The following is a 12,608-nucleotide window of genomic DNA, read 5'->3' as shown; positions in this document are numbered from 1 at the left end:
CCATGGGACTGCGCCAGGGGCTACAGCCCGCCGGCGGGGTGCCGCCGGCGCGTCGGACGGCCCCCGCGGGGACCCTCGACGCGCTCCGCGCCACCCGGGCGGGGGAGCGGCTCGACACCCGGCACGCGCTCGGCGACCGCGTCCTCGCGGCCGCCTTCGAGGCCGTCCGGGTCCGTGGGCGGGGGCCGTGCGGGGGCACGGCCCCCGCCCGTGACCTCGTCCGCGACCTCCCGGGCCGCGGCCTCGTGGGCGCCGACCTGCGCCTGGGCGCGCCCGACGGGTCGTCCTGGTGGGTGGACCCGTGGGACCTCGTGCTCCGCGGCGACGGCCCGGCCCCGGCGGTGCCCCACGAGGCGGCCGTCGTCGCGCACCCCGACCGGTACCCGACCGGCTTCGGCACGCTGCGGACGTCCCTCGCGCTGCTCGAGGCGGGCCACGTCGCCGCGACGCTCGCCCTCACGGCGTGGCGCGCGGGCCTCGCCGCCCGCGTCGAGCTCGGCGCCGGGCCGACGTCCGTCGTCCGGATCACGCTCGACGACGCTCACGACGTCGGTTGCGACGTCGTCGGGGGTCTCGAGGCCCGCACGGCTCCGGCGTCCGAGACCCTCCAGACGTGGCTCGACCGGCGGTCGGGCGGGTGGTGGGGGCAGGCCTCGCCATGGGCGACCGCGTGGACCGCGGGCGGCACGACGCCGTCGTCGGCGCCGTGGTCGCGGCCCGGGCGGCGCTCGCGGGCGTCCTGCCCGACGACGACGCGCTGCGGGTCTACGAGCACCACCTCGCCGACGACCTCCCGGCCGTCGGCGAGGTGCGGCGGGTCGACAGGCCGGGGCCCGCCGGCCGCGCGGCGGGGGACCCGGGCCTCATGGCGTCGTCGGGCCTCACGCTGACGGCTCGCGTCGACGCCTGGCTCGACGCCTACGGGGACGGTGCCGCGACGATGCTGAGCACGGCGCTCGGGTGGATCACGCAGTGGGGGGCCCTGGCGGCCACCGCGCACCGCGTCACGGCGCGCCCGGCGCGGGCGCACGAGGACGCGGACTGGGGTCGCCTGCTGGGGCTGCCCGCCGACCAGGTGCCCGTCCACCAGCTCTGGCTGCGCGGGTGGCCCGGCGACGGCGAGCTGCGGGCCGCGCGGCCGCTTGTGACCGCTCGGCCGTGACCGCTCGGCCGTGACCGCTCGGCCGTGACCGCTCGGCCGTGACCGCTCGGCCGTGACCGCTCGGCCGTGACCGCTCGGCCATGACCGCCCCGCCCGGGGTTGCCCGGCCCGGCGCGACGGGGCGCGCGGGACGCCGGTAGGTTGCGAGCGTGCCCGCATCACCGGCCGTCGCGTTCGTCGACGTCGACGACACCCTCGTCCAGGCCAACACGATGGCGCTGTTCCTGCGCCACTACCTGCGCGAGCGGGGCCGCGAGCACGAGCTCGCGGACCGGGTGGCCCACCTCCTGGCGCTCGACGCCGTCGACCCGACGCGCACGCGGACGAACCGGGAGTACCACCGGCAGTTCGCCGGCGAGGGCTACGCGGGCCTGCGCGCGCTCGGCCGCGACTGGCTGCACGCCGCGCTGCCCGGTCTCGTGCGCGCGTCGGTGGTCGCGGAGCTCGACGCCGTGCGCCGCGGGGGTGGGCGCGTCGTCCTCCTGTCCGGGTCGTGCGAGGTGGTGGTCGAGCCGCTCGGCGAGGCCGTGGGGGCGGACCGCGTCGAGTGCACCCGGCTCGTCGTCGCCGACGGGACGGTCACGGGCGAGGTCGAGGTGCCCGTGGTGGACACGGTCAAGGTGGACCGCGCCGCCGCCCTCCTGGACGCGTGGGGCGTGGCCGCGTCCGACGCCGTCGCCTACGGGGACCACCCGAGCGACCTGCCGCTGCTGGCCCTCGTCGGCGCGGGCGTCGTCGTGGGACCTGACCCCCGCATGGCGGACGAGGCCGGGGCCCGCGGGTGGCGCACGCTGCCCTGAGCGGGTCCGGCCCGGCCGGGCGCGCCGCGCGCCCGCTCGCGAGACGCCTTCCGTTTGCCGGGTGTTGCCCTCGCGCGTGACAGTGCATGACGGAGGCGCGACCCCCCTGGCACCACGGTCAGGGTCGCGCAGATCCGGCCGGAGAGGCGTACGTCACACGCCATCCGGGTTGTGGTCAGACCACACATGTGAAAGTCTTCACAAGCAACAGGGACATCAGGGCCGTCAAGGCCCCGCCAGGAGGAGATACCCGTGAGCCCCACCAAGAAGGCCCAGCAGGCCGACGAGGTCGCCGCCGCGCAGCCCGCCGTCGTCGCGCACGACGCCGCCGCCGAGGTCGACGCGCTGGTCAAGCGCGGCCTGAAGGCGCTCGACGCCTACGCGAACTTCACGCAGGAGCAGATCGACCACATCGTCAAGAAGGCGTCGATCGCCGCCCTGCACGAGCACGGCACCCTCGCCCAGCTCGCCGTCGAGGAGACCGGCCGCGGCATCTTCGAGGACAAGGCCACCAAGAACATCTTCGCGTGCGAGCACGTCACGCACTCGATGGCCAAGATGAAGACCGTCGGCGTCATCGGCCGCGACGACCTGCGCGGCATCGTCGAGATCGCCGAGCCCGTCGGCGTCATCGCCGGCGTCACCCCGGTCACCAACCCGACGTCGACCGCGATCTTCAAGGCCCTCATGGCCATCAAGACGCGCAACCCGATCATCTTCGGCTTCCACCCGAGCGCCCAGCAGTGCTCGATCGCCGCCGCGAAGATCGTGCGCGACGCCGCCATCGAGGCCGGCGCCCCCGAGGACTGCGTCCAGTGGATCGAGCACCCCTCGATCCAGGCGACCTCCGAGCTCATGAACCACCCGGGCGTCTCGCTCGTGCTCGCCACCGGCGGCAACGCGATGGTCCGCGCCGCCTACTCGACCGGCAAGCCCGCCCTCGGCGTCGGCGCCGGCAACGTCCCCGCCTACGTCGCCAAGGACGCCAAGCTGGGCCGCGCGGTCAACGACATCGTCCTGTCCAAGGGCTTCGACAACGGTGTGGTCTGCGCCTCTGAGCAGGCCGTCATCCTCGACGCCGAGATCTACGACGAGGCGCTCGCGGAGTTCCGCCGCATGCACGCCTACGTCGTGAACGCCGAGGAGAAGGCGAAGCTCGAGGAGTACTTCTTCGGCGTCACCGCGATGTCGGAGAACTGCGCCGGCGCCAAGCTCAACGCCGCCGTCGTCGGCAAGTCCGCCGTCTGGCTGGCCGAGCAGGCCGGCTTCACGGTGCCCGCCGACACGAGCATCCTGCTCGCGGAGATCTCGGGCGTCGGCCCGCAGGAGCCGCTGTCGCGCGAGAAGCTCTCGCCGCTGCTGGCCGTGCTGCGCGCCAACAGCACCGAGGAGGGCATCCGCCTCGCCGAGCAGATGGTGGAGTTCGACGGCCTGGGCCACTCGGCCGCCATCCACACGCTCGACAAGGCGCTCTCCGAGGAGTACGGCCGCCGCGTCAAGGCCGTCCGCATCCTGTGGAACCAGCCGTCCGCCCTCGGTGGCATCGGCGACATCTACAACGCCCTGATCCCGTCGCTCACGCTGGGCTGTGGCTCCTACGGCGCCAACTCGGTGTCGAACAACGTGTCGGCCGTCAACCTGATCAACGTCAAGCGCGTGGCGAGGCGGAACAACAACATGCAGTGGTTCAAGGTCCCGCCGAAGACGTACTTCGAGCCGAACTCGATCCAGTACCTGGCCGACATGCGCGGCGTCGAGCGCGTCACCATCGTCACCGACCGCGTGATGGCCTCGCCCGAGATCGGCATCGTCGACAAGGTGCTCGACGTCCTGCACCGCCGCGACAACCCCGTCGCCGTGCAGATCATCGACACCGTCGAGCCGGAGCCGAGCGTCGAGACCGTCGAGAAGGGCGCGCAGCTCATGCGCGACCACCGTCCCGACACGATCATCGCCATCGGCGGTGGCTCGCCGATGGACGCCTCGAAGGTCATGTGGCTCAAGTACGAGCACCCCGAGCTCGACTTCGCCGACCTGCGCGAGAAGTTCTTCGACGTGCGCAAGCGCGCCTTCCAGTACCCGACGCTCGGCAAGCTCGCCCAGCTCGTGTGCATCCCGACGTCGTCGGGCACGGGCGCCGAGGTCACGCCGTTCGCGGTCATCTCCGACCACAAGACCGGCTACAAGTACCCGCTGGCCGACTACGCGCTGACCCCGTCGGTCGCGATCGTCGACCCGGTGCTCACCGCGTCGATGCCGGCCAAGCTCGCCGTCGACTCGGGCATGGACGCCCTGACGCACGCCACCGAGGCGTTCGTCTCCGTCTACGCCAACGACTTCACGGACGGCCTGGCGCTGCACGCCATCAAGCTCGTCTTCGAGAACATCGAGAAGTCGGCCCTGAGCGGCGACACCGAGGCCCGCGAGAAGATGCACAACGCCGCGACGATCGCCGGCATGGCGTTCGGCAACGCGTTCCTGGGGATCGTGCACGCCATGTCGCACACCGTCGGCGCGACGCACAAGCTCATCCACGGCCGCACCAACGCCATGTTCCTGCCCTACGCGATCCGTTACAACGGTCTCGTCCCGGGCAAGGTCACCGGCTGGCCGAAGGCGGAGAAGTACGTCGCCCCGGAGCGCTTCCAGGTCATCGCCAAGCACCTCGGCCTGCCGGCCTCGACGCCGCAGGAGGCGGTGGAGTCGTACGCCAACGCGTGCCGCGACCTCGCCACCCGCATCGGCGTCGAGCCGTCGTTCGCGGCGCAGGGCGTCTCCGAGCAGGACTACATCGGCGGGCTCGACGCCCTGGCGATGCGCGCCTACGAGGACCAGTGCGCCCCGGCGAACCCGCGTCTGCCGATGCTGCAGGACATGAAGGACATCATGGTCGCCGCGTACTACGGCATCACCCAGGACACGGTGCGCGAGCAGCGTCTCGCCGGCGTCGAGTACCTGGACATGAACCCGGCCCGCGTCAAGGCCTGAGTTCTTGTTCGGCTTCGCCGCCCGCCCACTCCTCCGGGCGACGGCGGCGGACAGCACCCGGATCGTGGCCCGGGTGCGCACTCCGCACGGGGTGCACCCCGCCCCCGGGATCGTGGCCCCGGGGGCGGGCACCGTGCGAGCGGGATCGTGGCCCCGCTCGCGCCGCGCCGGCCTTCGGGCCAGGCGCGCGGGTGTCCGGATCGTGGCCCGGACGCCCTGACGAGCCCGGCGACGCTCAGCGTCGCCGGGCTTCGTCGCGTCCGGGGGCAGGAGCCGCCCCGCGTCTGCCGGTGTCGGGGGCGTCCGTCAAGATGGACCCGTGACCGAACCTTCGAGCGTGACGATGACGTCGGACCCGGTCGGGGACGCACCGGGTGGAAAGACCTACGAGACGCTGCCGGTCCTCGGCACCCCAGACTTCGCAGAGGTTGCGTACTGGGAGCGCATCCTCGATGCGCACCCGGGCTACCGAGTGATCGGCCGACGTGGCCGCCATCCGCGCATTCCGGCAGGCCCGGGCTGCCTCTACATGGTGACGGCCGACGCCGACCAGATATGTGCGGTGCTCGCTCCGGGTTACCGAGACGCGTGGGAGTACATCGACTCGGGCGAGGAGGTCGTGACCTCGCGACAGCAGGCGATCTGGGTGCCCGGCAGCCACGAGGTGATTCTGCGGGTGAGCCCCATGCTGAAGCACCGCATCGTTAGTAACGTGCTCGCTGCTGGGAGGCCGTTGGTTGCGCGCAACACTGCAGAGCTCCGGTCGAAGTCGCCTCGAGGAGCAGGGATTTACCGACTCTACTGGCTAGACGAGGCAGGCCGTGAGGTCATCTACATCGGGAGGTCAGCAGACCTCCACCGACGTCCCGGCTCGGGGCACAACAAGCTCAAGGGCCGCACTTGGGGCTCGGCTCCCGGAGACATCCTGCGGGTTGAGCTACTGCCTGCCAAGACGCTTGGGTCACGATCCGCCTACACGTCCGTCGGACTGGACGACGCTGAAGAGCGCCAGATTGCACGTGCACGGAAGCGCCACACAGACGAGGGCCGATACCCCGGAGGCGTGGAGAACCAGACATACGGCCGTAACGGACGACCGAGCAACCCGCCGATGCATCTCTACGTGGCAGCGTTCTCCGGTGATGCGTTCGACGGGCGGGGCTCAGAGCAGGAGATCGGTGAGTTCGACGACATCATCGCCGTGACGGAGGCTGCGCCCCCCAAACAGGGCAGTGACGCGATGGCAAAGCCCACAGCGACGACGACGACGACGAACCTCTCCTCCGCGGAGCTCGACGAGCAGGCGGCGCAGCGCCGCTGGGCGGAGCTGCGCGACCTGGTCGAGGCCGACCAGCGCGCCTACTACGAGCAGGACTCCCCGCTGGTGTCCGACGCCGAGTACGACGCGCGCATGCACGAGCTGGCCGCGCTCGAGGCGGCCCACCCCGCGCTCGCGACGCCCGAGTCGCCCACCCAGCGGGTGGGCGGCACGGCGGCCACGGGGTTCGCGACGGTGGAGCACGTCGAGCGGATGCTCTCGCTCGACAACGTGTTCTCGGTCGAGGAGCTGCGCGACTGGGACGCGCGCGTCGCGCGCGACCTGGGGCGGGACGACGTCGGCTACCTCTCCGAGGTGAAGATCGACGGCCTGGCCATCGCCCTGCTGTACGAGCACGGGCGCCTGACCCGCGCCGCGACCCGCGGCGACGGCCGCACGGGCGAGGACGTCACGGTCAACGCGCTGCGCATCGCGGACGTCCCGCAACAGCTCGCAGGCGACGGCCACCCCGCCCTGGTCGAGGTGCGCGGCGAGATCTTCATCCCGACCGCGTCGTTCGCCCGGCTCAACGCGCTCCAGGAGGAGATGCGGTTCCGGGCGGTCGACGAGGCACGGTCGCGGCACGCCGCCCGCTCGGCCGCGACGCGCGGCTTCGACGACGACGCCGCGCGCGTCGCCGCGACCCGCCGGTTCCCGACGTTCGCCAACGCCCGCAACGCGGCCGCCGGCGGCCTGCGCCAGCAGCTCGACAAGAAGGACGGCCTCGAGCTGGAGGCGGGCCTGGCCCGCGTCGGGTCCCTGCGCCTGTACGTCCACGGCATCGGCGCCCTGCAGTGGGAGGCGGGGGAGCAGACCGCCCTGGAGCGGCAGTCCGACGCGTACGCGCACTTCGCGCAGTGGGGCCTGCCGGTCTCGCCCCACAACCGGGTGGTGCCGGGCGTCGACGGCGTCGTCGCGATGATCGAGCACTTCGGCGTGCACCGGCACGACATCGAGCACGAGCTCGACGGCATCGTCGTCAAGGTCGACGCCCTGGCGGACCAGCAGCGCCTGGGAGCGACGAGCCGTGCGCCCCGCTGGGCGACCGCCTACAAGTACCCGCCCGAGGAGGTCAACACCCGCCTGCTCGCGATCCAGGTGGGCGTGGGCCGCACCGGGCGGGCCACGCCGTACGCCGTCATGGAGCCCGTGCTCGTCGCCGGCTCGACCGTGCGGCAGGCGACGCTGCACAACCAGGACGTGGTGCGGGCCAAGGGCGTGCGCGTCGGCGACGTCGTCGTGCTGCGCAAGGCCGGCGACGTCATCCCCGAGATCCTCGGCCCCGTCCCCGCCGCGGCCGACGACGGCTACCCGCGCCACGACTTCGTCATGCCGACGCAGTGCCCCGAGTGCGGCACCGAGCTGCGCCCCATGAAGGAGGGCGACGTCGACCTGCGCTGCCCCAACGCCCGCTCGTGCCCCGCACAGGTACGCGGCCGCGTCGAGCACATCGGGTCGCGCGGCGGGCTCGACGTCGAGGGCCTCGGCGAGGTCGGCGCTGCCGCCCTCACCCAGCCGCTCGAGCCCGCGGACCCGCCGCTCGACACCGAGGCCGGCTTGTTCCGCCTCACGCTCGACGAGCTGCTGCCCATCCGCGTCGTCGTCCGCGACCCCGAGACCGGCCTGCCGCGCCCCTACGACGGCGTGGGCGAGTCCGCCGAGCTGCCGACCGCCGACGGCGAGACGTTCACCGCGAAGGTCGTCCGGCCGTTCCAGCGCCTCGTCGAGCGCACCTACCCGCCGGGCACCGAGACCATGACCGCGGCCGAGCGCCGCAAGGCGGGCATCCGGAAGGACCACCCGGTCTACGGCCCCGCCAAGACGGCCCAGGTGCTGCTCGACGAGCTGGAGCGCGCGAAGACCAAGGACCTGTGGCGCCAGATCGTCTCCCTCAACATCCGCCACGTCGGCCCTGTCGCCGCGCGGGCGCTCGCGGACTGGTTCGGCTCGCTCGACGCCATCCGCGCCGCGACGCTCGAGGAGCTCTCGGCCGTCGAAGGCGTGGGCCCCGTCATCGGCGCCGAGCTGATCGCGTGGTTCGACGTGGACTGGCACGTCGACATCGTCGAGTCGTGGGCCGCCGCGGGCGTCCGCTTCGCGACGCCGGGGCACCCCGGTCCGGCGGCGATGGCCGCCCAGGCCGCGGCGGGCACGGCCCCCGAGGGCCCGCTCGCAGGCCTCACCGTCGTCGTCACGGGGTCGCTCGAGGGCTTCTCGCGCGACGGCGCGAAGGAGGCGATCATCGCCGCGGGGGGCAAGGCCGCCGGGTCGGTCTCGAAGAAGACGGACTACGTCGTCGTCGGCGAGAACGCGGGGTCGAAGGCCGCCAGGGCCGAGGAGCTCGGCCTGCCGGTGCTCGACGAGGCGGGCTTCGTCCGGCTGCTGGCCGACGGCCCGGCGGGGCTGGCTGACGGCCCGACCGGGTTCGACGAGGGCCCGACCGGGTTCGACGAGGGCCCGGCGCAGCCGGGCGACGGGGAGGTCGCCGGCGCGTGAGCGCGACCCGCCGCCGTCAGGTGGCGAGCGCCTCGATCGCGGAGGGCGAGAGCACGTGGTCGACGGCCATCGTGCTGGCCCCGATGACCGCCGCGCGCGAGCCGACCTGCGAGGTGACGATGCGCAGGTGCTGCGTCGCGAGGGGCAGCGAGCGGCGGTAGACGACCTCGCGGATGCCCGCGACGAGCTGCTCTCCGACGCCGGCCAGGCTCCCGCCGACGACGATGACCGACGGGTTGAGCATGCTGACGCACACCGCGAGCACCCCGCCGATGTCCCGGCCGGCCTGCCGGACGGCGTGGCTCGCCGCGAGGTCCCCGAGCGGACGAGCGCGACGACGTCGGCGCTCGACCCGGCAGCGAGCCCCTGGGCCCGCAGCGCCGCGGCGACGGCCGTCCCGCTGGCCACGGCCTCGAGGCACCCGGTGTTGCCGCACCGGCACAGCACGTCGGGGGCGTTCGGGACCGTGACGTGGCCGATGTCGCCCGCGGCCCCCTGGGCGCCGCGGCGCAGCTCGCCGTCGGTGATGATGCCGGCGCCGATGCCGGTGGCGACCTTGACGACGAGCAGGTCGGCCTCGTCGCGCCAGGTCGCGCGGTGCTCGCCGAGCGCCATGATGTTGACGTCGTTGTCGACGAGCACCGGGACGGGCACGAAGAGGCTCTGCAGCAGCTGTGGCACGGTGGCGTTGTCCCAGCCGGGCATGATCGGCGGGTTGATCGGCCGCCCGGTCGTGTGCTCCACGGGTCCGGGCAGCCCGACGCCGACGGCGGCGACGTCGTCGAGCGACCGCCCGGCCGTGGCGACGAGCTTGGCCGCCGTCTCGGCGACCTGCGCGAGGACGACGTCGGGGCCGTCGGCGATGTTCAGGGCCGACTCCTCCTCGGCGAGGATGGTCGAGGCGAGGTCGGTGACGGCGAGCCGGGCGTGCGTCGCGCCGAGGTCGACGGCGACGACGACGCGCGCGCCCGGCCGGAACGCGAACGTGGCGGGCGGGCGCCCGCCGGTGGAGGAGGCCTCGCCGGCCGGGCTGACGAGCCCGACGCTGGACAGGAGCTCGATCCGGGCCGCGATCGTGGACCTGGCCTGCCCCGTGACCGCGGCCAGCTCGGCGCGGGTGCGGGGCCTGCCGTCCCGCAGCAGCTGGAACATCCCGCCGATGCCGGTGGGGCGCGGAGCGAGCGTCGGCGGTTCCTCCATGCGCCCCAGTCAACCATGAATCATCGGCACCCATCCCGAAGTTGGGCGTCCAGTGCGGATAACTCTGCCACCGAGGTGGCAACTTATGGTTGACGTCCGTCAGAAGTCCGGTAACGTGCGTCACATGGTCACTGGCGACCTCGACGCGCAGCCGCTGCTCGCCGTGCGCGGCATCGTCAAGGAGTTCCCCGGCGCCCGGGCTCTCGACGGCGTCGACCTCGACGTCGCCCCGGGCGAGGTGCACTGCCTGCTCGGCCAGAACGGCGCGGGCAAGTCCACGCTCATCAAGATCCTCTCGGGCGCCCACCAGCCGACCGAGGGCGAGGTCCTGCTCGACGGCGAGGTCGTCACCATCCCGCACCCCGTCGCCGGCCTGCGGCTCGGCATCGCCACCATCTACCAGGAGCTCGACGTCGTCGACGGCCTCACGGTCGCCGAGAACGTGTTCCTCGGCCACGAGCTGGCCACGGCCGGGTTCTCCCGGCGGCGCGAGGCGGCCCGCCGCACCCGCGAGCTGCTGACGAGCCTCGGCCACCCGGAGATCCCGCCGCACCGCGAGGTCGCGCGCCTCTCGGCGGCGGGCAAGCAGATCGTCTCCATGGCCCGCGCCCTCTCGCACGACGCGCGCGTGATCGTCATGGACGAGCCGTCGGCAGTCCTCGACGCGGAGGAGGCGGAGAACCTCTTCCGCGTCGTCGAGGGCATCACGGCGCGCGGCGTCGCCGTCGTCTACATCTCGCACCGCCTCGAGGAGATCCGCCGCGTCGGCGACCGCATCACCGTCCTCAAGGACGGGCGGACCGTCGCGCGCAACCTCCCCGCCACCACCCCGACCAGCGAGCTCATCCGCCTGATGACCGGCCGCGCGGTGGAGTACGCGTTCCCCGCCCGTCCCGGCGTCGCCGCCGGGGCGCCCGTGGTGCTCGACGTCGCCGGCCTCGGCCTGGGCCGCACGTTCCGCGACGTGGACCTCCAGGTGCGCGCCGGGGAGATCCTGGGGCTCGCGGGCCTGGTCGGCTCGGGGCGCTCCGAGATCCTCGAGACGATCTACGGTGCGCGCCGCGCGACCGCCGGGACCGTGACGGTCAACGGCCGCCGCCTGCGCCCCGGCGCCGTCGACGCGGCCGTCGCCGCCGGCGTGGGGCTCTGCCCCGAGGAGCGCAAGAGCCAGGGCCTGCTGCTCGCCGAGCCCGTCTACCGGAACATCACGCTGTCCACGTTCGCGCGGTTCGCCCGGGGCGGTGTGCTCGACGAGCGCGCCGAGCGCCGCGCGGCGCAGGAGCAGGTGGCCGCGCTGGACCTGCGGCCCGCGCAGGTCGGGCGCGAGGCCCGCACCCTGTCCGGCGGCAACCAGCAGAAGGCGCTGCTCGCGCGCTGGCTCGTGCACGGCTGCGACGTGCTGCTGCTCGACGAGCCCACGCGCGGCGTCGACGTCGGCGCCCGCGCCGAGATCTACGGGCTCGTCCGCCGGCTCGCCGACGCCGGGGCCGCCATCGTCGTCGTCTCCTCCGAGATCCCCGAGGTGCTCGGCCTCGCCGACCGCGTCCTCGTCGTCGCCGACGGCCGCGTGGTGCACAGCACCGACGCCGGCGCCATCGACGAGCACCGGGTGCTCGACCTCGTCATGGAAGGAAGTGCCGCGTGACCGACCAGACCACGTCCAGCCCGGTGCGCCGCGCGCTCGCCTCCGGCGGCGCGCGCAACGGCGGGCTCGTCCTCGCCCTCCTCGTGCTGTGCATCGTCGGGTGGGCTACCGCCGGCGACAGGTTCCTGAGCGTGTCCAACCTGCTCGTCGTGCTCGGCCTCGCCGCCATCACGGGCGTGCTGAGCATCGGCATGACGTTCGTCATCACCGGCGGCGGCATCGACCTGTCGGTGGGCTCGGTGCTGGGGCTCGCGTCGGTGTGGGCGTCGACGCTCGAGACGCAGCGCATCGCCCAGGAGTCGACGTGGCTCGTCATGGTGTTCTGCGCGCTCGCGGTCGGCCTGGGCGCCGGCCTCGTCAACGGCCTGCTCGTCGCCTACGGCAAGGTGGTGCCGTTCATCGCCACCCTCGCCATGCTCGTGGCCGCCCGCGGCCTCGCGGAGCTCATCGCCAACCGCCGCACCCAGCTGGTCACGGCCACCTCGTTCAAGTCCGCCCTCCAGGGCAACCTGCTCGGCGTGCCGAAGATCGTGTGGATCTTCGCGGCTGTCGCCGTCGCCGGGTGGTTCCTGCTGGCGCGCACCACGTTCGGCCGTCGCACGGTCGCCGTCGGCGGGAACGCCGAGGCCGCCCGCCTGGCCGGCATCAAGGTCAAGCGGCACACGATGTCCCTGTACGCCCTCGCGGGGCTGACCGCCGGGATCGGCGGGGCCATGATGCTCGCCCGCACCGGCGCGGGGTCCTCCACGAACGGCACGCTCTACGAGCTCGACGCCATCGCCGCCGTCGTCGTCGGCGGGACGCTGCTCGTCGGTGGCCGCGGCACCATCGTCGGGACCGTCCTCGGCGTCCTGATCTTCACCGCCCTGACCAACGTGTTCGTGCTCAACAACCTCAACAGCTCGGTCCAGCAGGTCGCCAAGGGCGCGATCATCGTGGCCGCCGTGCTGCTGCAGCAGCGCTTCGCCGCCCGCGAGGGCCGAGGCAGCTGACCCATCC

At 73.4% G+C, this 12,608-nt stretch carries 7 protein-coding genes and 1 pseudogene; 6 read left to right on the top strand and 2 right to left on the bottom strand.

Annotated features, from left to right (window positions below; genetic code table 11):
* Positions 1–20: 20 nt before the first annotated feature.
* Positions 21–545: a hypothetical protein gene (locus ET471_RS00520; RefSeq protein ID WP_129186115.1), complete on the bottom strand. Its 525-nt coding sequence runs from the start codon at positions 543–545 to the stop codon at positions 21–23.
* 68 nt (positions 546–613) lie between these two features.
* Between ET471_RS00520 and ET471_RS00515 the strand changes: the two genes are divergently transcribed.
* The 4 genes from ET471_RS00515 to ligA all read left to right on the top strand — a co-directional run bounded on the left by ET471_RS00515 (position 614) and on the right by ligA (position 8,764).
* Entirely contained in the window at positions 614–1,162 is a 549-nt protein-coding gene (locus ET471_RS00515) for a hypothetical protein (RefSeq protein ID WP_129186114.1), read from the top strand.
* A gap of 149 nt (positions 1,163–1,311) precedes the next feature.
* Positions 1,312–1,962: an HAD family hydrolase gene (locus ET471_RS00510; RefSeq protein WP_129186113.1), complete on the top strand. Its 651-nt coding sequence runs from the start codon at positions 1,312–1,314 to the stop codon at positions 1,960–1,962.
* Between the two features lie 252 nt (positions 1,963–2,214).
* Positions 2,215–4,950: a bifunctional acetaldehyde-CoA/alcohol dehydrogenase gene (gene adhE, locus ET471_RS00505; protein ID WP_129186112.1), complete on the top strand. Its 2,736-nt coding sequence runs from the start codon at positions 2,215–2,217 to the stop codon at positions 4,948–4,950.
* 1,240 nt (positions 4,951–6,190) lie between these two features.
* A complete protein-coding gene (ligA, locus tag ET471_RS00500; protein ID WP_242496356.1) occupies positions 6,191–8,764 on the top strand; it encodes an NAD-dependent DNA ligase LigA in 2,574 nt (857 codons plus the stop codon).
* Between the two features lie 16 nt (positions 8,765–8,780).
* Here ligA and ET471_RS00495 read toward each other — a convergent pair.
* Positions 8,781–9,964 (bottom strand): annotated as a pseudogene (locus ET471_RS00495) (ROK family protein).
* A 124-nt stretch (positions 9,965–10,088) separates the two neighbouring features.
* Here ET471_RS00495 and ET471_RS00490 point away from each other — a divergent pair.
* Together ET471_RS00490 and ET471_RS00485 are read left to right on the top strand one after the other, a co-directional pair.
* Positions 10,089–11,609: a sugar ABC transporter ATP-binding protein gene (locus ET471_RS00490; protein WP_129186111.1), complete on the top strand. Its 1,521-nt coding sequence runs from the start codon at positions 10,089–10,091 to the stop codon at positions 11,607–11,609.
* Positions 11,606–12,601, top strand: coding sequence for an ABC transporter permease (locus tag ET471_RS00485; RefSeq protein WP_129186110.1), 996 nt, complete (start codon positions 11,606–11,608; stop codon positions 12,599–12,601). The genes ET471_RS00490 and ET471_RS00485 overlap by 4 nt, the downstream gene beginning before the upstream one ends.
* The last annotated feature ends 7 nt before the right edge of the window (positions 12,602–12,608 follow it).

The organism is Xylanimonas protaetiae (genome assembly GCF_004135385.1).
In the GTDB taxonomy this organism is placed as follows: domain Bacteria; phylum Actinomycetota; class Actinomycetes; order Actinomycetales; family Cellulomonadaceae; genus Xylanimonas; species Xylanimonas protaetiae.
The sequence above is the reverse complement of the archived record's forward strand: the minus strand, read 5'-3'. Positions and strand labels throughout refer to the sequence as shown.

Excerpts from the sequence above, each read along its gene's own strand:
- ligA (WP_242496356.1), top strand. The coding sequence starts at position 6,191 with ATGGCAAAGCCCACAGCGACGACGACGACGACGAACCTCTCCTCCGCG.
- ET471_RS00490 (WP_129186111.1), top strand. The coding sequence starts at position 10,089 with ATGGTCACTGGCGACCTCGACGCGCAGCCGCTGCTCGCCGTGCGCGGC.